Below are 20,630 nucleotides of genomic sequence, written 5' to 3'. Positions count from 1 at the left end.
ATTTATGTCATTTTGGAATGGTTCCATCGTGTTTTATACTTGCGGAGCAGAAGTAGATTTTCTTTCAAATACTCGGCTTCTTCGTCCGTCAAATTTTCCTTCTCTTCGCCGAAAAAGACAACATTCTTATATTCGGTGGTTGTTACAGCGACGTTGTTTGTCCGACCAAGCAAGTCATCCAAACTCACTTCAAAATAGTCGGCCAACGTCACGAGCGTTTGGAAATCAGGTTCTCTGGTGCCTTGTTCATAATTGGCTAATTGAGCCCGGGTGAACTGTAACCGATCTGCTAGTTCGTACTGGCTGATTCCCTTTTTGTTTCGCAGTTCCGCTAATCTTTTTCCGAACAAGCAGAGCACCCCCCTCATTTCATTATAGGAAACTGTAAAATCCCCAACTACAAAAGACACAATAAGTATCCTTATACTTGACTTTCACGTGGAAAAGTATGTATATTTTGAATGAATAGACACAAAATGAGTCTTATTCTGTGTTTCTCTTTATCCTTAAAACTGGAGGGTTTCAAATGAAAATAAAACTTTCCCGTGTATTTCAATAATGCTTAAAACTAATTCGCACAATAGGTATGAAAAGTCGCAACAGTTGATGGAGCTGGCTTTACTCTTTTTTCAACGTCATTTGTATGGGCAAAGCGTTTTACTTGCCGATGAGGCTTTAAAAACCATGCTTCAAGCAGTGTACATAAAAATAAACGAAACCTTACCCCCACCGCAGCTTTCAGTCGAGAGCCTGATCCAACATGTCCGATCCTATGTTAAGCTTGACTTAGATTCAGAATTGTTTTTAATCAATGTTCATTTATTCTTTTGTTCTGAATATGATCGGTCTGCTTATTTACCAGCTATGGAATCGGTCTCGAAGGTGCTGATTAAAGTCGATACGATTTTGTATCGCATGTCGTTAATGACAGCGGGAGAGTGTGAAGGCGGATATTGCTCTGTTTTTCAACTTCCATGCCTGCCCTTGCCGCATAGCGAGGACTCCCCCTAAAAGTCGCTCTCCCACGACAGACCTCTATCTTAGCCTCGCAACCGCAGATTTAGCCTATTGTATCGTGATCCGCATTCCCGCCACCCCCTGCCATCCTCCATTTTCCAATAGGGCTTAGGGCTAGTAACCGGTTTCAACTTATGCCATAATTACTAGCAAACGATTGTTCGGGGGGCCCGGGGGACATGGCGAACTGGATACGCAAGCTTAAGAACAACCTGCTGGGAACCAGCCTGCAAACTAAGCTGCTTTTGGCGGTATTGCCGCTTGCCATTATTCCGCTCGCTGTATTGGGAACGTTTTCATATAACAAATCGGCGCAGGTCGTACAGCAGCAGGTATGCCAGACCATTCTGGAAAGCTTGTCGCAGGTGAATTACAGTCTGGACTATTTTGTAAAAGATATCGAGCAGCTCACGATGTACATCTACAGCAGCCGCGATATTCAGGACGTGCTGTCCAAGCCGGCGGACCGGCCGCTCGCGGAGAAGCATCGGGACAAGCAGCGGGTGGGCGAGGTACTGGACACGTTTCTCGGATTTAAGAACTGGGACATTTCCATTTATTTGCTCGGGGAAAACGGGGACCGTTATTTTACCGGCGATCTGCTGCCCGGGGCTTACGACGATTACAACGCCTCCTGGGGGCTTTTTCGGAAAATGAGGCTTGCGGGCGGCAATGTCGTCTGGGATACGCATTACAGCATGAAGAAGACGGACGATTTTGGCATCGTGCTCAGCAGCGGTCGGCTTCTGAAGCGGATCGATACGAACGCGCCGCTAGGCTATCTGGTCGTGGACATGATGGAAAATGCGCTCGCGGACAAATACAAAAAAGCCCATTTGCAGCCGGGCGGACAGATGCTGCTGCTGGACCGCAACGGCTATATTATCTCCAGCACGCCGTCCAAGCACAAGGTCGGGACGAAGCTGGAGGAGCCGTTTGTGGACCGGGTGCTTGCGGGCGGCAAAGGCTTCTTCGAGCAGGCCGGCGAAGGAACGCCGCCCGTCATGGTCGTGTACGATACGTCCGAGGTAACCGGCTTCAAACTGGTGAACGTGCTGCCGGTGGCGGCGCTGACGCGGGAGAGCAGCAGCATCCGCAATCTGACCTTGCTGGTCATCGCCGTCGGCGCGGCCGTTTCGTGCGTGCTTGCCTACTTGCTGTCCGTAAACATCACCCATCCGCTGCGCAAGCTGAAATCGCTGATGCGTACGGTCGAAACGGGCAATCTGGACGTCGCCTTTCCGACGAAGTACAGGGATGAGGTCGGGCAGCTCGGACGCAGCTTCAATGCGATGGTGCAGCGCATCAAGCAGCTGATCGACGAAGTGTACAAAAAGCAGCTGATGGTCCAGGAGGCGGAGATCCGGGCGATTCAGGCGCAGTTCAATCCGCATTTTCTTTACAATGCGCTCGATTCCATCAACTGGATGGCCCGTATTCATAAGCTTGACCATATTAGCCGAACGGTCGTCTCGCTCGGCGAGCTGCTCCGGTTCAGCATCCGCAAAGGGCAAGCGCTCATTCCCGTACGCGAGGATATGCAGCAAATCCGCAATTTTCTTACGATCCAACAGATGCGCTACGGGGACAAGCTGGAGGTGCATATCGAGCTGGACGAGGAGGTCGAGCGGCTCTACACGCTGAAGCTGATACTGCAGCCGATTGTGGAAAATGCGATCACGCACGGGCTTGAGATGAAGCGGGGACCGGGGCACCTCTGGATTACCGGCAAGGTGGTGGGTGAGCGGGTCCGTTTCGAAGTGCGTGACGACGGCGTCGGCATCCCGCAGGAGAAGCTCGAACGCATCACGTCGGGGCAGTTTGTGTCGGCGGACGAGCGGAAGACCGGGATCGGCTTGGAAAATGTAAAAAAGCGGCTGCAGCTCTATTTCGGAGACCGCTATGTACTGAGGCTTAGCAGCCAGCCGCAGCAGGGGACGACAACGACGATCGAGATTCCGATCATTCGGACGGCGGGGGAGGATACGCATGTATAAGGTGCTCATCGTGGAGGACGAATGGCTCGTTCGGGAAGGGCTTAAGCATACGATCGACTGGGAAGGCGTCGGCTGCCGCATCATGGGCGAAGCGTCCGACGGCGAAATGGCGCTCCGGCTGATGGAGGAGGAGACGCCGGATATCGTGCTGACGGATATTCGGATGCCGGAGATGGACGGCATTCAGCTCGCCAAGGAAATTACGTCCCGGTATCCAGGGATGAAGGTCGTATTTTTGACCGGCTTTGACGAATTCGCGTACGCCCAGCAGGCGCTCAAGCTGGGAGCCGCGGACTACGTGCTGAAGCCGACGAATCCGGACGAACTGACGCAGCTGATGGGACGCATGGCGGCCAAGCTGGACGAAGAGCAGCGGAGGCGGACGGAGCGGGAGCGCATGGAGCACAAGCTGGCGTTCGGCCAGCCGCTGATCGTCGAGAAGATGCTGTACGACTTAATGCTGGACCATGCGGGAGCGATGGAGCAGGAGCTTTTTTTGGAATATGCGGCCGAACAGGGAGAGGTATTGGACGCGTTCCGCATTGCCTTGCTCTATGCGGAGCCTTCTCCGGGAGAATCCGCGCCCCCGGGCGAGCTGTACCGGAGCGTTGCGGCCTGGAGCTCCGGGCTGTCGTCATATCCGCTCGTGCGCATGAACGACGCCAAATATGCGCTGTTGCTGGACCGGGAGACGGAGCGCGCGGAGCTGCACCGGCTGCTGAACGTGGTCCGTCTCAGCGCGTCACAAGCGACGCAGCGGCAGCTGGTGCTTGGGGTCAGCGGGCGGCACAACCGCCTGGATCAGTTTCCGGCTGCCTTCCAGCAAGCGACGCACGCCTTGGTGACGTCGTTTTTCTGGGGCGGGGAACGGATCTCCTGGTTCGAGGATACGGAACGGCTTGCGACGGAGGTGCCGGCGCTGCCCGGCTTGCTGGAGGAGCTGATCGAGGCGGTCAAATGGGGAACGGAAGTGTCCATCCGGGCGAAAAGCCAGGCTTGCTTCACATGGATCGTGCAGCAGCACCCGACGAACGAGCTGGAGGCAAGAAAGGCGTTTTTCGGCTGGATCGTATCGCTCTACACCATGCTGCTTCACGAGGACGAGCTGCGGCTCATCGTGCAGGATTCGGCCCTTCTATTGACCTCCCTGGACCGGACGGTCCGGCTGGAGGACGGACTGGAGCGGCTGAACGGGATGCTGCTTTCCTGGAGCGTGCGCTATCAGGAACAAACGAAGCCGCAGTCAAGAAGCGGATTCGAGGAGATCGAGGACTACATCGGGCGGCATTACGCCGAAGACATCACGCTTCAGAGCATCGCGGAGCGCTGCAATATGAGCGAGAGCTACTTCAGTCGCTTGTTCAAGAAGCAGGTCGGCACGAGCTTCGTCGATTATTTGACCGGCTTGCGGATGCGCCGGGCGAAAGAGCTGCTCACGAACCCGCGGCTGAAAATATACGAGGTCGGGCTTCAGGTGGGCTATCAGGATTCGCGCTATTTCAGCCAAATTTTCCGCAAATATACTGGGGAGACACCGACGGAATTCCGCAAGCGGCTCGGGATCCCGAACGTTCCGATTTGAATGTTTCGCTTGGCAGCGTGAGGCCGCCGGACGCCCATGGACCGGCAGCCTCGTTAATCTGCCGATAATAAAAAACTGGATAGCTGCGTTCCAAGCTTGCCGCTCTTCGCGGCTAAGGAGATGGATCTGTTAAAATCCACAATCGGCAGAGCAAAAAGGTTAAGATGGCCTACGTTCTTGGCCACGATTTCAGGCACAATCGCGAATCCCATGCCGGCCATGACATAACCGAATATAAAATCTCCGAAGGATACCTCATTCACGATATGGGGGTTGTGCCCAAGCGCTTCCATCTGCGAATAAATATGGCTTCTTGTATCGCATGGAGCTTGATGGACAATAAGCGGCTCCCCGCACAGGTCGGAAAGGGTTACCGCTGTTTTCGACCGAAAACGATGGTCAACCGAAAATACCGCATAATAGCATTCCGTAAACAATTCGCAGTGCCACACCGAATCGTCGGTATACCATGTATCCACCAACACGGAATCAAGTCTTCCTTCCTTCAGCGATTGTAAAAGGTCCCCGGATGTGTTTTGAATCATTAACGTATGAGAGCATTGCAAGGCTTTTATTCTCGAGGGCAGGTAATAAGTAGCCAGACTGGGAAGGCTTCCTAGTGCCAAGTGATCCGTTTGCCGATATTGTCGCAGTTCCCGGCGAATTGAAGCCAGATCGGAAATGACCGGAACAATTCTCGTATAGAAACGTTCGCCCGCTTCGGTAAGCTCGATCCCGCCGGACGTTCGATAGAACAAGGTCACATCCAGATCATGCTCCAGATTCCGAATGTGCTTGCTTAAGGCCGGTTGCGAAAGATTGAGTTCTTTTGACGCCTTGGAAAAGCTTTTGAGCTTGGCCGCTTCGGCAAAACTGTGCAGCCACTCCGTATTCATTGATCTCTCCTCCTCCATAACGATGCGTTATATCCCTATAGCATAACGATTATTCTTCATGCATTGAAGGTATGGTACCTTTTATAGTGATCCGATCTTCTTAATCATAACATAACGTTATAGGGTTCGGTCTACGGCAATCCAATCCACTATAACGGATCGGTGCTATAAAAGGAGGATAACGATGAACAAGGTTTTGCTTCTTACCATAGGCATGTTTGCTCTTGGATTTGACGCTTACGTGGTCGCAGGCTTGCTGCCCGATATCGGCGCGGCCTTTAACAAAAGCGATTCACAAGCAGGACAAGTCGTGAGCGCATTTACTTTATGCTATGCACTGGCAGCTCCCGTCTTTGCGACGTTGTTGGCGGGAAAATCCATTCGAAAGAGTTTGATTTTTGCGCTTGCCGTATTCTCTGTCGGCAATGGAGCCAGCGCTCTCGCTCCTAATTTTTCGCTGCTGCTTATCGCACGGGCCGTGGCAGGGATCGGCGCCGGTCTGTTTTCCCCTTTGGCTTCGGTTGCGGCGGCATCTCTGGTTTCTGCGCAAAAACGTGGCCGGGCGCTCGGGATGATCCTGGGAGGAATGAGTACAGGAACGGTTATAGGCGTTCCCATCGGGTTATTTGCTGCCGGAAAAATAGGATGGCAGGGAACGCTTTGGCTCATTACGGTCATTGGTCTTGGCGCCATGGTGGGGATTATATTGTTTTTTCCGAACTTTTTGGCTGCGGCTCCGCCGTCCCTGCGCCAACGCGCGGCCATGTTGACCGATAAAAAGGTATTGGCGATTGTCGGGATTACTTTTCTGGCCAGTATTGCGAGCCTGGGTCTTTATACGTATCTCTCTTCCGTCTTATATGAACTCGATGGGATTGCCAATACCGCTCCCTATCTATGGGCTTGGGGGATAGGCGGGGTTGCGGGAAGCTTTACCATAGGATTTCTGATCGACCGAACGGGCCGTCCGGCGCGGCTCATGGCTGTGCTCCTGTCCATTTTGGCCTTGGCCATGTTCGGCATTCCCTTCGTACTTAACATCACGGCACTGGGCTTTCTTCCATTTCTCTTGTGGGGAGCGGCCGCATGGGCTTCGTTAGCCCCGCAGCAGCATGCCTTGCTGCTTGCACAGCGCGATCAAGCTGAAGCGGTTGTGGCCTTAAACAGCTCGGCCAACTATTTAGGGAGCGCCGTAGGCTCATTTGCCGGAGGCGTTGCTCTGTTCGCGGGTTTTCGTCCGTCCTTTCTTCCTTTTGCCGCAGGGAGTGTGATCTTGCTGGCCATTCTCGGACAACTAAGAATAATCTCGTCTGCACGTGCAGCCGCGGCCAAGTCTACTCCTGCCACCGATAAACCGTCCATATTTATGGACGCATAGAGTGTCGAGAAAGTGGTCATTTACAAAAATAGAGCTGCAAACGTAGGTGGGGTATCCACTGGAGAAGCGATAGCGGCCGCCTTTGTCTTCGGGAAATGTCCGCTACTAAGCGGCTTCTAATCAAATTTCCCGAGGACAAGAGCGGTCGGAAGTGGATACCCCGCCCTTTCGTAACCTCTATAATCCCATTTCTCGACAAGCTTAACCGTCCATACCCATGGACGGTTTTTCTACCTTCCCGCAAATTAGTGCAAAAAATTAAACAAAGAAGAAATTTCACCGCATTGAGAGCGTTTACTTTAGCGATTATAGTTAATAACAGAACAAGAAATCCGGCGGGACACATCAAGCGAAGTTGACGAAAGCGCTTTTTTACGAAAGCAAGGTCCCTTTGTCCCGGATTCAATCCACAATAAACATAATAACGGAGGGGTTCTACAGATGAAAAAAGCGTTCACGGGCATTCTCGCCTCGCTGCTTCTGGTTACGACGCTGGCCGGCTGCGGCACGGAGTCGGCGGCACCGCAAAACACCGCATCCGGAGATGCGGGCACGAAAAACGAAGCGAAAAAAGCGGGCAAGCTGACGCTGTACTCGCCTAACGCCGCCGAAGTGAATAACCCGATCATTAAGGAATTCCAGGACCGCACGGGCATCGAGGTGCAGCTGATCTCCGGTGGCACGGGCGACCTGCTGAAGCGGGTGCAGGCGGAAGCGGTTTCCCCGCAGGGCGACGTGTTCTGGGCCGGCGGCGCCGACTCGCTGGAGGCGTACAAGAAATTTTTCGAGCCGTACAAAACGAAAGAAAACGACAATCTGCTGCCGGAGTACGTTGACAAAAACGGCGTATGGACGCCTTTTGCCGCACTGCCGATGGTCATCATGTACAACAAAGAGCTTGTAAAAGCAGGCGAAGAGCCGAAGAGCTGGAACGATCTGCTCGATCCGAAGTGGAAAGGCAAAATCGCTTACGCCGACCCGGCCAAATCCGGTTCGTCGTATACGCAGCTCGTGACGATGCTGACCGCTTTCGGCAAGGATGACAAGGGCTGGGACTTCGTCAAGAAGTTCGTGAAAAACCTGGACGGCAAAGTGCTGTCGGGCTCGGGCCTCGTGTATAAAGGCGTTGCGGACAAAGAGTTCGCGATCGGCATCACCTTGGAGGAAGCGGCGCTTCGCTACGTGGAAGGCGGAGCCAAGGTAGGCATCGTGTATCCGTCCGAAGGCACGTCCGCCGTACCGGACGGCGCGGCGATCATCAAGGGCGCGCCGAACATGGAGCAGGCCAAGCAGTTTATCGATTTCCTCGTCGGCAAAGACGTGCAGTCCCTGATTCAAAAAGAATTCAAGCGCCGCTCCGTCCGCAAGGACGCCGAGGCCATCCAAGGCATCATCCAGACGAAGGACATCAAGCTGGTCAACTACGACTTCGACTTCGCCGCGAGCAAGAAGGACGACAATATCAAACACTTCTCCAAAATTATAACCGGCGCGGAATAACGCAGTCCGCCTAGGTTCCACGGGTGCCTTTGACGATTGTCCGACGAGGCGCCCTTTTTTTCCAAAGAAACGGAGGCCCGATCCATGCAAAAGATCGTATTTGACCATGTCACCAAATATTTCGGTACGCATAAAGCGGTCAACGACGCTCATTTTACGATAAACGAAGGCGAGTTTTTTACCCTGCTCGGCCCGAGCGGCTGCGGCAAAACGACGCTGCTGCGCACGATTGCCGGCTTTTACCGCCAAGAGGAGGGCGGCATTTACTTCGGAGACAAGCTGATCAACGACGTGCCGACCCATCAGCGCAACATCGGGATGGTGTTCCAAAACTACGCGATTTTCCCGCACATGACCGTGTTCGAGAACGTATGCTACGGGCTCAAGGCGCGCAGCGTCCCGAAAAAGGAAATGGAGCAGCGTGCGATGGAAGCGCTTGAAATGGTACAGCTGGTGCACCTGCGCGACCGCGTCCCTTCAGACATGAGCGGCGGACAGCAGCAGCGGATCGCGCTCGCTCGCGCAATTGTCATTCGTCCGGGACTGCTGCTGATGGATGAACCGCTATCCAACCTGGACGCCAAGCTTCGGGTCAAGATGCGGTCCGACATCCGGATGCTGCAAAAGGAGCTGAACATCACGACCATCTACGTGACCCACGATCAGGAAGAGGCGCTGGCCGTCTCCGACCGGATTGCCGTCATGAGCGAGGGCGTCATCCAGCAGATCGCTTCTCCCGAAGACATCTACTCGTATCCCGCGAACAAGTTCGTGTCCAATTTTATCGGCACTTCGAATTTTATCGAAGGCCACTGCTCCGGCTATAACGAGGCGGCGCAGGAAGCGAGCCTCCGGCTGCTGGAGACGCAGTGGAGCCAGAAGCTGTCGAGACCGTACGAGGGAAAAGTATTGTTCTCACTCCGTCCCGAACGGATCCGGCTGCGCGGCGAAGAGCCGGGAGAGCGGCTGGTCCGGGGGACGATCGACAGCGTGACGTTTCTGGGCGAGAAGGTCAGCTATGCGGTCCGGCTTTCCGACGATTCCGTCATCGAAATTCAGGAGCATGCGATCGAGCCGCACCGGATGAGAAAAGCGCATCAAACCGTGTACGTCGATTTGCAGCTCGACAAGGCGACCTTATTCGACGAATCGGGCAAGGAGGTTCTGTACCGTGCAGCCTACTAATGCCGCCCGGGCGCTGCGGCCCAATCCGTTCAAACGTCTGCTTCAGCCCAAGCAGTGGGATTTCTGGACTTGGGTAACGGTAATTGTATACGTTTTCCTGCTTGCGTTCATTTTATACCCGCTCGTGTCGTTGTTTTACAACAGCTTTTTCAACGACAAAGGGGACTTTTCTTTAGAAAATTATGGTAATTTCTTGAAACTAAAATATTACTACGGCTCTCTATGGAACAGCTTGAAGGTGTCGGCGCTCGCGACGGTGTTCGCGATTCTCGTCGGGGTCCCGCTTGCGTACGTGACGGCCAGGTATAACGTCAAATTTAAGGGTCTGATCCAAATTCTCGTCATCATGTCGCTGCTGTCCCCGCCGTTCATCGGCGCCTATTCATGGATCTTGATGCTCGGCAACAACGGTTTCATTACCCGGTTCCTCCAGGATATCGGGATTCCGTTTCAGTCGGTGTACGGATGGAAGGGCATCGTGTTCGTGTTTACGCTGCAATTTTACCCTCACATTTACTTGTACGTGTCCGGTGCACTCAAAACGATCGACACTTCGCTGGAAGAGGCCGCCGAAAGCTTGGGACGTGGCGCGTTCCACCGGCTGATGACCGTGACGCTTCCGCTCATTTTCCCGACGCTGTCGGCCGGGGCGCTGATGGTGTTCATGGCTTCGTTCGCGGACTTCGGCACGCCGATGCTGCTGGGCCAAGGGTTCAAGGTGCTGCCGATTCTGGCGTACGAGCAGTTCATCAGCGAAATGGGCGGCAATCCGGCGATGGCGAGCACACTCAGCGTGATCCTGATCTTCTGCTCGACGGCGATCTTGTTCGTGCAGCGGTATTTCGTCTCGCGCAAAAATTATTCGATGACCGGCATGCGCACGCCGAAGGTGCAGCCGCTGAAGACGCTGCCGAAGTGGCTGCTCACCTTCGGGGCGCTGCTTGTGGCCTGCATTTCGATTATTCCGCAGGCAACGGTTATCGTGACGTCTTTCATTAAAACAAAGGGGCCCGTGTTTCACCCTGGGTTCAGCTTGAACAGCTATAAAGAAATTTTGTACCGAGTGCCGAAGGCGATTGCCCACACGTACAGCTTCTCGCTCATTTCCATCGTCATTATGATCGTAATGGGCATGCTGGTCGCTTACGTGCTCGTCCGCCGCAAATCGAAGATTACTGCGATGCTCGACGGCATCCTGATGATTCCTTACGTCATGCCGGGCACGGTGCTTGGGATCAGCTTGATTATCGCGTTCAACAAGCCGCCGGTCATTTTGACGGGGACGTGGGTCATTCTGGTGATCGCTTATGTAGTCCGCAAGCTGCCGTATACGATCCGTTCCAGCACCGCCATCCTGACGCAGCTCGATAAGAGCGTGGAAGAAGCGTCCATCAGCCTCGGCGTGCCGCCGATGAAGACGTTTTTCAAGACGACGGGACGGATGATGGCGCCGGGCGTCATGTCCGGAGCAATTCTGAGCTGGATTACGACGATCAACGAGCTGAGCTCGACGGTCGTGTTGTACACTGGGGCGACCGCGACCATTTCGGTCACGATCTACAGCGAGGTGTTCACGGCGAATTACGGTACCGGCGCGGCGCTCGCTTCGATCCTGTCCATCAGTACGTTAATCTCGCTGCTGATCGCCAGCAAGCTGAGCAAAAAAGGGCTCCAGCTGTAATGGCCAGGTGCATGATTTCCGAAGGCATGTTCGTGATACAATGGAAGTAAGAAGCCGCTCGTATCAGGAACTGGAGGAATCACCATCATGAAGCTGCGCAATTGGCCGGTTCGGCTTGTCCTCGGATGCATCGCCGCAGGCGCTTTGGTTTACGGGTTAACTCACGGAAAGCTGTCGGAGGACGAGCCGAAGCCGCCGGCCCCTCCCGCTTCGCTGTCGATCTGGGTATACAGCAAAGGCTGGGAGGACGTCGTTCGCGCCTTCGGGCAAAGCTACCCTCATATCGATGTCCAAATCCGTTCGTTTCGTTCTTACGAACAGCTGTACACCGAGCTGCTCGCGTCGATCTCGGCCGGCGCAGCTCCGCAGCTTGCGGAAGTCCACAGCTTCTACGGGATCGCCCAGCTTGCGGCCACCGGTGCGGCGCTGCCCGCAGGGAATGTCTTGACCGCCGGGAAGCCGCCATTTCTTCCGGCCTTTTCCGCCGCGTTCCGGTATCGGGACGAGGATTGGGCCGTCCCTTTCGGAGGCAGCGTGCCTGTGCTTTACTACCGGGAGGAGCCGTTCAAGCGGCTGGCCGGGCGTGCCCCGGCGTTAGGCACCTGGGAGGAGGTCCGGCAGACGCTGTCGCTCGCCAAGGAGCCTCCGGGGGAAGAGGTGTCGAAGGGCTACGGGACGATTACGGTGGATAAAGAGCTGCCCTGGTTTTTGGCAAGCCTGAGCTACGCCCCGAAGGAGTCCGGCGGTGCGGCCGTGGAACGGATGCGAAGCGCGTTGGAGCTGTGGCGGAATTTGACGCACGAATCCAAGCTGATGAAGCCTTTGCAGCACGATAAGGCGGCCAGCGATTTTATTAACGGCAAGGCCGGGATGTACGTCGGCTCATCCGATAAGCTGCCCACGATCGAACGCTACATCGGCGGGAAGTTCTCGTTCGATCTGGCGAAGCTGCCCGCCTGGAAGCAGGAGGCGCTTTTGCCCGGCGTGCACGGGCTTGTGGCATTGAAGAGCGACCCGGAGCGGCTGAAGGCGGCGCAAAGCTTCGTGCAGGAGCTGATGGCTCCGGAGGCGCAGTCGGCCTTGTGGAATACGGTTGGACTGATTCCGGCACGCGCGGATGTGATCGGGAAGCTGGAGGAGGAGCCGGCTTTAAGCGAACGGCTGCGGCGGATCTTGAGCTGGCTCCCCTCCTTGGCCGACCGTGCGCCCCGGTATGAGGATTACGAGCGGTGGAAACGGACGGAACGCATGCTGGAGCAGATCGAGCTGAATCCGCAAGAGCCGGTGGAGGACGTCGGAATGCTGTACTAAAGCCTTACCACTATAAGCAGAGGATCGGGTGGAGGAGACTATGAACATACAAACGTTAACCCTGAAGGGAACCGCCGAATGGAACGAGGACGCGCTGGTCGTTAACCCGGGCGTATCGATGTACGGGGTGCTTGACGGAGCGACCTCTCTGCATCCCTTCCGCGGCCCTAACGGGGAAACCGGGGGATATTTGGCTTCCCGGACGATTCAGCAGTACCTGGAATCGCTGGAGACGGAAGACTTGGCGGGCATCGATCTGAAGGAAGCGGTCGTTCAAGCGAATGTTCGTCTGAGGGGGAAAATGAAGGAAGCGGGCATCGATCTGACCGATCAGGCGGCGCTGTGGACCAGCGCGCTGGCGGTTGTCCGGATTCACGACCGTTATATCGATTATGCGCAGGTAGGGGATTGCATGATCGCCGCCTCCTATGCCGACGGTACAATCCGCACCGTATCCCGCGACCAGGTCGCGCACATCGATTACGAGTCCAAGAAGATTTGGGAGGAAGGCCTCCGCACCGGCGTCCAGACCCGGGAAGAGCTGTGGGAGCTGGTGAAGCCGCACATTCGCGGCAACAAATCGCGGATGAATACGTTAAGCGGCTACTCCGTACTCAGCGGGCAGCCCGAAGCGAACGACTTCATCGAATACGGGCGGATCAACCGCATCCAGCTGCAATCGATACTGATCGTGAGCGACGGGCTGTTCCCACCGAAGACGAGCGCTCAGCCGCCAGCCGACGGCATCGGCGAACTCGTCACCCTCATCAAGGAAATGTCGCTGGAAGGGTATGCGAAGTGGCTGATGAATTTGGAGGCGGAGGACAAGGAATGCCGCAAATATCCGCGGTTCAAAGTATCCGACGACAAAACGGCGGTTTTGATTCGCTTTGACGCCGAATAGCACATACGAAGACGGGCCGTCCTCCGGGACTGCCCGTCTTTTTAATGCCCTGCCTTTTTCGTAAATCTCCGTCCATATGCCGCACCTCCTTGTCCGCTTGCCCGTCGGGCAAGCGGACGGAACGCAGCATCGATTTACCAGAAGAAGTCATCGTTCTCTCTATTGAATCCGAGGGCCATTGAATACAATGAGGGGGAAGAACATTCTCAAATCGCAATTCGTATTTGGGGGAGGAGCCTTATGAAGCTTTCGTTGAGCATGTGGAGCTTGCATCGTACGGTAAGGGCAGGCGGGTGGACAGTCATCGATTTTTTGTCGTTTTGCCGTAAGGAGGGCATCGATTCGGTCGAGCTGCTGAACGTATTCTGGAAAAATCAGGCTCAGGGGCTTGACGAGGTCGTTCGCTATACCCGGGAGAACGGTATCCGGGTCGCCAGCTATGCGGTCGGCAACGATTTCGTCAGCGCCTCGGAGGAAGGGCGGTCGGCGGCATTGCGGGAAATTACGGACGCGTTCCCGGTGGCGAAGGCGCTCGGCACGTCCGTCGTTCGCGTCTTCTCCGGCAGTCTGCATCCCGGAATCGACTACGACCAGGCGCGCGGCTGGATCGTAAGCGGCCTGTCCGAAGCGGCGAAGCAGGCGGAAGAGGCCGGGATCACGCTGGCTCTGGAAAACCACGGCCAGCTGGCCGGGCGCGGCGGGCAGGTGAAGGACATCATCGAGCAAGTCGGGTCAAAAGCATTACGCTCGACGTTTGATACGGGCAATTTCCTGCTGGTCGAAGAGCATCCTTCGCAAGCGATCGAGCCGCTGCTGCCGTATATTGCGCATGTCCATGTCAAGGATTTCAAGCAGCATCCCGAAGGACGGTACACATCGCTGGGCGGCCAGACGTTCGAAGGCGCCGTGGCGGGCGAGGGCGATACGCGTCTGGCTTCGCTGATCGAACGGCTCGAAGCGTCCGGTTATGCCGGGGCGTACGTGCTGGAGTACGAAGGGACGGGCGACGAAGCCGAAGGCATTCGCGGAAGCTTCGCCTTCGCAGACGAGTACAACCGAACGCATGGGGAGGGCAAGCCATGATCCGGGAGCGGGAGGCGGAGATCGTCGTCATCGGAGGCGGAATCGGCGGATGTGCGGCGGCGCTCTCGGCGGCCAGACTCGGGAAGCGGGTGGTCCTAACCGAGGAAACGGAATGGATCGGAGGGCAGCTGACGAGCCAGGCAGTGCCTCCGGATGAGCACCTGTGGATCGAGCAGTTCGGCTGTACGCGCAGTTACCGGCAGTTCCGGGAGGGTGTGCGCGATTATTACCGGCGGCATTTTCCGCTGACGGCCGCAGCGCGGGCGAATCTGCTGCTGAACCCCGGCAGCGGCGGTGTCAGCCGGTTGTGCCACGAGCCGCGGACGGCGCTCGCCGTTCTGCAGCAGATGCTGGCTCCGTACGTTCACAGCGGACAGCTAACGATCTTGACGAGACATATGCCGGAAAGCGCCGAAACCGACGGGGATCGCGTCGTGTCGGTGACGGTGCGCTGCCTGCGGACCGGGGACCGCACCGTGCTGACCGCGTCTTATGTGATCGACGCGACCGAGTGCGGGGATGTGCTGCCGCTGGCGGGAGTCGAGTACGTGACCGGAGCGGAATCCAGCAGCCAGACCGGCGAACCGCACGCCTTGGACGGAGCGGCCGACCCGCTCGATATGCAGGGCTTCACCTACTGCTTCGCGATGGATTACTTGCCCGGTGAAGATCATACGATTGCGAAGCCCGCCCAATACTCGTTCTGGCGGAACTATCGGGCCGACTTCTGGCCGGATAAGCAGCTGAGCTGGACCGGCGTGCGCCCGTCTACGCTGGAGCCGGTCACTTACGAGCTGTTCCCGGGAACGGAGCGCTATTCGCTGTTTCATTACCGGCAGATTGTTGATAAAACGCATTTTGTCGAAGGTACGTACCGCAGCAATGCGACGCTCGTCAATTGGCCGCAAAACGACTATTGGCTGGGCCCCGTCATCGAGGTGAGCGAGGAGGAGCGCCGGCGCCATTTGGAGGGCGCCAAGCAGCTCAGCCTGTCGCTGCTGTACTGGCTGCAGACGGAAGCGCCCCGGCCGGACGGCGGCCAAGGCTACCCGGGCCTGCGCCTGCGTCCCGACATCGTCGGCACGGAGGACGGACTGGCGATGTATCCGTACATTCGCGAATCGCGGCGCATCCGGGCCGAATTTACCGTGCTGGAGCAGCATGTTGGTGCCGATTGCCGCCCTGGCGGTCAAGCGGCAGCGTTCCACGATTCGGTCGGCATCGGGGCCTACCGGATCGATCTGCATCCGAGTACGGGCGGACGGAACTATATCGACATTTCGTCGCTGCCGTTTCAAATTCCGCTCGGCAGCCTGATTCCGATCCGCGTGGAGAACCTGCTGCCCGCCTGCAAAAATTTGGGCGTCACCCACATTACGAACGGCTGCTACCGGCTTCATCCGGTTGAGTGGAACATCGGCGAAGCGGCGGGCGCTCTCGCCGCCTATTGCATCGACAAGCGGCTCAGCCCGCGGGCCGTCCGCGGAAATGCGCAGCAGCTCTCGGCGTTCCAGTCGCTGCTGGCCCGGGAAGGCGTGGAACTCGCTTGGCCTTCCGTGCACGCCATTTAGTCTGGCCAGGCAACCCTTATTCTGATCTCAAAACGAGGTGTAGCTTTCATGAGCGACAAAATCCGCATTGCCATCATCGGAGCGGGTTCGATCTCGGAATTGCATCTGCAATCGTACCGGAACAATCCCCGTGCCGAACTCATAGCCATCTGCGACCTTAACGAAACGAGAGCGCAAGCAAAGGCGGAAAAGTACGGCATTCCGCACGTGTACACGGATTACTTGGAGCTGCTGTCCCGCCCTGATATCGACGCTGTCAGCATCTGCACGTGGAATAACGGCCATGCGCCGATCAGCATCGCAGCCCTCGATGCGGGGAAGCATGTGCTCTGCGAGAAGCCGCTTTGCAAGACGGTGGAGGAAGCGTTAGCCGTGGAGCAGGCCGTGCGCCGCAGCGGAAAGACGCTGCAGGTCGGCTTTGTGCGCAGATACGCCGCGAACACGCGCATCGTCAAGCAGTTTGCGGACAACGGGGAGCTCGGCGACATTTACTATGCCAAAGCGTCCTGCATCCGCAGGCTGGGCAACCCGGGCGGCTGGTTCTCGGATATCGAGCGTTCCGGCGGGGGACCGCTGATCGACGTGGGCGTTCACGTGATCGATCTGTGCTGGTATATGATGGGCAGGCCGAAGGTCAAGTCCGTATCCGGCAATACGTACCGCAAGCTCGGGAACCGTTCCAACATCAAAAATCTCGCGTTCTACAAGGCCGCCGATTACGACGCCGGGCACAACGATGTGGAGGATTTGGCGAACGCCATGATCCGCTTCGAGAACGGGGCGTCCCTGCTTGTGGACGTCAGCTTCTCCCTGCACGCCAAGGAAGACGAGCTGACCGTCAAGCTGTACGGCGAGAAGGGCGGCGTAGAGCTGGAACCGAAGCTGACGATTATTACGGAGCGGCACGACACGATTTTGAATATCGTCCCGCAGATCAACAACTTGTCGTTCGATTTCGCCTCCGGCTTTCAGGACGAGATCGATTATTTTATCGAGGTATGCCAGGGTGTGAAGGACACGATCAGCCCGGTGGAAGACGGCGTCGAGATGATGAAGATGCTGTGCGGCATTTACGAGTCCGCCGCTCAAGGCGCCGAAATTCGATTTTAACTATCGCTGCGAAGAGCATACGCTACACCCGCCTAGCCTAACCCGGTTATGGCGGGTTTTGTTTTTTATAGAGCAAAATTACTGCTTGCATTCGAGTTTACTCAAAGGTATATACTTTGATCATGGAAAAATTATTAACCATTCGCCAAGTCGCTGCGGCTACAGGTCTTAGTGTCCACACTCTTCGGTATTATGAAAAAATAGGCCTCCTATGCTCCATTCATCGCAATGAAAATGGATACCGTTGCTATTCGTCCTTGGATATCACTTGGATTGAGTTTTTAACCCGGCTTAAAGCTACCGGAATGCCGATCACCGGAATGCTGGAAATCGCTGAACTGCGGAGGCAAGGGGATTCGACTCTAACGACAAGGAGGATGCTTCTCGAAGAGCATTACCGGGCAGTGCAAAAACATATGATTGAACTCCAGAATAATCTCCATTTGCTTGCCGACAAAATAATCACTTACAAGGAACTGGAGAATAATTATTACGCCTCAAACGACTCAAAGCAAAAGCCTGAAAAGCCACAAGAGTAATTATGAAACAAGTCCTTTGCCGCTTTTCATAGCGAATTATAAGGCGGGACTGGATTAAAACCAACTAAAACTATATTAATACTTTAATATTGCGCAATCGAAAGGATGAGCACCCTTGCAAATGAATAAGTCATTCCTCACATTTTCTATCGCCCTCGGAGTATTCGGCATAATAAATACGGAGCTTGGCATCGTGGGCATTTTGCCTCAAATTGCGGAGCACTTTCAAATAAGCGCCTCTCAAGCAGGCACGCTTGTCAGCATGTTTGCATTGATCATTGCCGTTTCCGGTCCGTTCATGACGCTTTTATTTTCCGGTATAAACCGAAAAAAGATTTTGGCCGGAGTGCTCGCTGTTTTCGCCATTTCGAATCTATTTTCCGCCTTTGCTCCAACCTTTACCGCCTTACTGCTGCTTCGACTTCTGCCTGCTTTTCTTCATCCGGTTTATTTTGCTGTAGCATTTGCAGCGGCAGCAAGCTCCGTTTCAAAAGAACAAAGTGCCACGGCAGTCGCCAAAGTTTTTATTGGGTTAACGGTTGGGATGGTCATTGGCGTTCCGATCACATCGTTTATTGGGGATCAGTTTTCGCTTAAAGCCGCCTTTCTTTTTTCTTCGGTCATCAATGCCATCGCACTGGTTGGAATTGCCGCTTTTATTCCGTCATTACCTGTAAAAAGCAAATTATCCTACGGCGAGCAACTGACTATTTTGACAAAACCGCAATTATGGCTTAACGTTGCGGCGGCTTGCTTCATCCTGGCGGCCTTATACTCTGTCTACTCCTATTTTGCGGAATATCTCAAGGTCGTAACAGGGATGAACGGTAAAATCGTAAGCGTCATGTTGGTTCTTTTTGGGGCCAGCGGTATTTTTGGAAATCTGCAAGCGGCGAAATATTTAAGCAAAAATAGGGTAAAAACCATTGCTTTTTATCCTCTTGTGCTTGGCGCCATTTATTTGCTGATATTTTGTGCCGGAAGCTACTCCATTCCCATGATTGCAATCATCATCGTATGGGGGGCCGTTTTTACCGGCGGTCTGATTGTAAGCCAAACTTGGCTAACCTCGGAGGCCACGGAAGCACCGGAGTTTGCCAACAGTTTATTTGTTTCTTTTGCAAATTTGGGCGTCACGCTTGGCACCGCTTTGGGCGGATGGTTTCTGACCCAAATGGGGACACGCCAGATTACTTGGAGCGGCGTATTGTTTCTGGTGCTCGCGTCTGTCTGTATCTGGTTAAAAATCAAGCTTCCAAACGAAAATAAGAATGACTCCCGCCAGCGGCCGGCGAAAATTTAGTCTCACTACCGTGAGCAGCCCGCCTGTAACCATAAAGGGTCAGGCGGACTGTTGTGCGGCGTTTACTTGCGGCTGCTCTTGTACCATTCGTTGGCCGCTTTGATCATGTCGCTGCCGCCGTTTGATTTCCACTGCTCCAGAAACCTGTCGTAGGTTTCCAGCGGCTCGGCCCCAGTGACGTACTTGATGAAGGCATCCTCGGCCTGCTTTTGCAGCTTCTGCGAATGTTTCGAGATGTCCGCAATCGGCGGGGCGTAGGTCAGCGCGTCGTGGTACAGGATTTCTTTCGCATTCGCTTGGTACGTTTCGTAATTGTTCTGGACGAACTCGTTCTTGCGAACGCGCGCTTGCCAGTACGCCTCGTAATTTTTCTCGTCCGTTCCCGTTAGAAAGTCGCTTCCGAAGTTCCATTCGTCGTTGAATTTGGGCAGGATCGGATAGTACTTGCCGGCCTTCACTTCATGGTGTACCCCTTCCCGTCCGATGGCCAGCCCCTTGAAAATATCTTTCTCCAGCTTGAGGTCCAAATATTTCATCGCTTCCTCTTTATTCGGAGACCACTTCGGGATGGCGATAAACCACGGAATGCCGCCGGTGCCGACCTGCGCCGCTTTTCCGCTGTCTCCCGTCAAGTAAGGCAGGATGCCGATCTTGGCGTCCGGGAAGTTTTTGGCCAGCGCGTTGTTGAGATTGGCGGCGTCCCACCATCCGGACCGGAACATAAACGCCTTGCCGCCCGTGAACTTCTCCAGCAGCTTGTTCGGTTGGTTGATCGCCCATTCCGCGTCGAGCAGCCCCTCGGTATACAGCTTCTTCATGAACGCGAGATAGTCCTTGGTCTTCGGGTCTTCGACCATATGCACGATTGTGCCGTCGCGCTCTCTCCAGTTCGTGCCCGGACCGTAATACCAACCGAAGGTGGAGCCGATCTCCGCCTGGAACGGATCTTTGCCCCCGGTCATCGGGATGACGTTCTTTTTCTCCTTGACCGTCTTCAGAACGGCGTACAGCTCGTCACGGGTCTTCGGAGGCTTCAGCCCCAGCTCGTCGAGCCAATCCTGCCGGTACACGAGCGCTGTGCCGGTGGCCACGCCCGAGCTGCCTTCCGGGATGGCGTACAATTTGCCGTTCAGTCTGGCGCCGTTCCACGAGGCCGGGCCGATCACTTCCTGCATGTTTTTGCCGTACTTCCGGACCAAATCGTCCAGCGGCTCCAGCGCACCGGAGGAAGACAGCTTGGCGTACTGGTTCGCGTTCAGCTTCATGATATCGTAAGGCTCCTTGTTCGCCATGAGCAGGTTCAGCTTTTCGTCGGCGTTTTCGACCGGCAGCATATCGTACTTAACGTCGTAGCCGGTCTTTTCCTTCAAATATTTGCCGACCGGGTTGTTGTTCGGATCGAACCGGTTGTACTGGAGAAGCTGGCGCAGCTGCGGCTTCGCCGTGTCCGATTTGGCCGGTTCGGGGGCCGGACCCCCGCCTCCGCAGGCAGTTGCGATGGAAGCGAGTACGGTCACGGACAGGATGGCAGCCAGTTTCTTGGTCATCGAAGAACCTCCTTTGGATGGTCATG

The 20,630-nt window shown here is 55.4% G+C and carries 17 protein-coding genes; 14 read left to right on the top strand and 3 right to left on the bottom strand.

What is annotated here, in order from left to right; genetic code table 11:
* Positions 1–2 precede the first annotated feature (2 nt).
* Positions 3–350 carry a helix-turn-helix domain-containing protein gene (locus NI000_RS12050; RefSeq protein ID WP_253410808.1) on the bottom strand — a complete coding sequence of 116 codons (348 nt, stop codon included), beginning with the start codon at positions 348–350 and terminating at the stop codon, positions 3–5.
* 256 nt (positions 351–606) lie between these two features.
* Here NI000_RS12050 and NI000_RS12045 point away from each other — a divergent pair, with 256 nt between their 5' ends.
* The 3 genes from NI000_RS12045 (at position 607) to NI000_RS12035 (ending at position 4,596) form a co-directional block, all read left to right on the top strand.
* Positions 607–1,011: a hypothetical protein gene (locus NI000_RS12045; RefSeq protein WP_253410806.1), complete on the top strand. Its 405-nt coding sequence runs from the start codon at positions 607–609 to the stop codon at positions 1,009–1,011.
* 185 nt (positions 1,012–1,196) lie between these two features.
* Positions 1,197–3,014, top strand: coding sequence for a cache domain-containing sensor histidine kinase (locus tag NI000_RS12040; RefSeq protein WP_253410804.1), 1,818 nt, complete (start codon positions 1,197–1,199; stop codon positions 3,012–3,014).
* Positions 3,007–4,596 (top strand): response regulator transcription factor, encoded by a 1,590-nt coding sequence (locus tag NI000_RS12035; protein WP_253410802.1) that lies wholly within the window; start codon positions 3,007–3,009, stop codon positions 4,594–4,596. Before NI000_RS12040 ends, NI000_RS12035 begins: the two co-directional genes overlap by 8 nt.
* A 53-nt stretch (positions 4,597–4,649) precedes the next feature.
* Here NI000_RS12035 and NI000_RS12030 read toward each other — a convergent pair whose 3' ends face one another.
* Complete coding sequence (locus NI000_RS12030; protein ID WP_253410800.1) at positions 4,650–5,492, bottom strand: LysR family transcriptional regulator; 843 nt, start codon at positions 5,490–5,492, stop codon at positions 4,650–4,652.
* A 184-nt stretch (positions 5,493–5,676) separates the two neighbouring features.
* Between NI000_RS12030 and NI000_RS12025 the strand changes: the two genes are divergently transcribed.
* The 11 genes from NI000_RS12025 to NI000_RS11975 all read left to right on the top strand — a co-directional run bounded on the left by NI000_RS12025 (position 5,677) and on the right by NI000_RS11975 (position 19,057).
* The gene (locus tag NI000_RS12025; protein ID WP_253410798.1) at positions 5,677–6,870 is read left to right on the top strand and encodes an MFS transporter; all 1,194 of its coding nucleotides are present in this window, start codon (positions 5,677–5,679) and stop codon (positions 6,868–6,870) included.
* A 441-nt stretch (positions 6,871–7,311) separates the two neighbouring features.
* Positions 7,312–8,370 carry an ABC transporter substrate-binding protein gene (locus NI000_RS12020; protein WP_253410795.1) on the top strand — a complete coding sequence of 353 codons (1,059 nt, stop codon included), beginning with the start codon at positions 7,312–7,314 and terminating at the stop codon, positions 8,368–8,370.
* A gap of 84 nt (positions 8,371–8,454) precedes the next feature.
* Positions 8,455–9,555, top strand: coding sequence for an ABC transporter ATP-binding protein (locus NI000_RS12015; RefSeq protein WP_253410793.1), 1,101 nt, complete (start codon positions 8,455–8,457; stop codon positions 9,553–9,555).
* Positions 9,542–11,236, top strand: a complete 1,695-nt coding sequence (locus NI000_RS12010) for an ABC transporter permease (RefSeq protein ID WP_253410791.1) — start codon at positions 9,542–9,544, stop codon at positions 11,234–11,236. Before NI000_RS12015 ends, NI000_RS12010 begins: the two co-directional genes overlap by 14 nt.
* A gap of 87 nt (positions 11,237–11,323) precedes the next feature.
* Positions 11,324–12,547: an extracellular solute-binding protein gene (locus NI000_RS12005; RefSeq protein ID WP_253410789.1), complete on the top strand. Its 1,224-nt coding sequence runs from the start codon at positions 11,324–11,326 to the stop codon at positions 12,545–12,547.
* 40 nt (positions 12,548–12,587) lie between these two features.
* A complete protein-coding gene (locus NI000_RS12000) occupies positions 12,588–13,451 on the top strand; it encodes a protein phosphatase 2C domain-containing protein (RefSeq protein ID WP_253410787.1) in 864 nt (287 codons plus the stop codon).
* Between the two features lie 240 nt (positions 13,452–13,691).
* On the top strand, positions 13,692–14,534 hold the full coding sequence (locus NI000_RS11995) for a sugar phosphate isomerase/epimerase family protein (RefSeq protein WP_253410785.1): 843 nt from the start codon (positions 13,692–13,694) through the stop codon (positions 14,532–14,534).
* The gene (locus NI000_RS11990; RefSeq protein WP_253410783.1) at positions 14,531–16,105 is read left to right on the top strand and encodes an FAD-dependent oxidoreductase; all 1,575 of its coding nucleotides are present in this window, start codon (positions 14,531–14,533) and stop codon (positions 16,103–16,105) included. The genes NI000_RS11995 and NI000_RS11990 overlap by 4 nt, the downstream gene beginning before the upstream one ends.
* A gap of 48 nt (positions 16,106–16,153) precedes the next feature.
* Entirely contained in the window at positions 16,154–17,215 is a 1,062-nt protein-coding gene (locus NI000_RS11985; RefSeq protein ID WP_253410781.1) for a Gfo/Idh/MocA family protein, read from the top strand.
* A gap of 122 nt (positions 17,216–17,337) precedes the next feature.
* The gene (locus tag NI000_RS11980) at positions 17,338–17,754 is read left to right on the top strand and encodes a MerR family transcriptional regulator (protein WP_253410779.1); all 417 of its coding nucleotides are present in this window, start codon (positions 17,338–17,340) and stop codon (positions 17,752–17,754) included.
* A gap of 115 nt (positions 17,755–17,869) precedes the next feature.
* Positions 17,870–19,057 carry an MFS transporter gene (locus tag NI000_RS11975; RefSeq protein ID WP_375540963.1) on the top strand — a complete coding sequence of 396 codons (1,188 nt, stop codon included), beginning with the start codon at positions 17,870–17,872 and terminating at the stop codon, positions 19,055–19,057.
* A 62-nt stretch (positions 19,058–19,119) separates the two neighbouring features.
* Here the strand turns inward: NI000_RS11975 and NI000_RS11970 are convergent, their stop codons facing one another.
* Positions 19,120–20,604: an extracellular solute-binding protein gene (locus NI000_RS11970; protein WP_253410777.1), complete on the bottom strand. Its 1,485-nt coding sequence runs from the start codon at positions 20,602–20,604 to the stop codon at positions 19,120–19,122.
* Positions 20,605–20,630 lie beyond the last annotated feature (26 nt).

Origin of the sequence: Paenibacillus tyrphae (assembly GCF_024158745.1) — a bacterium.
GTDB lineage: Bacteria > Bacillota > Bacilli > Paenibacillales > NBRC-103111 > Paenibacillus_G > Paenibacillus_G tyrfis_A.
This window is presented reverse-complemented; position numbering and strand designations above follow the sequence as displayed.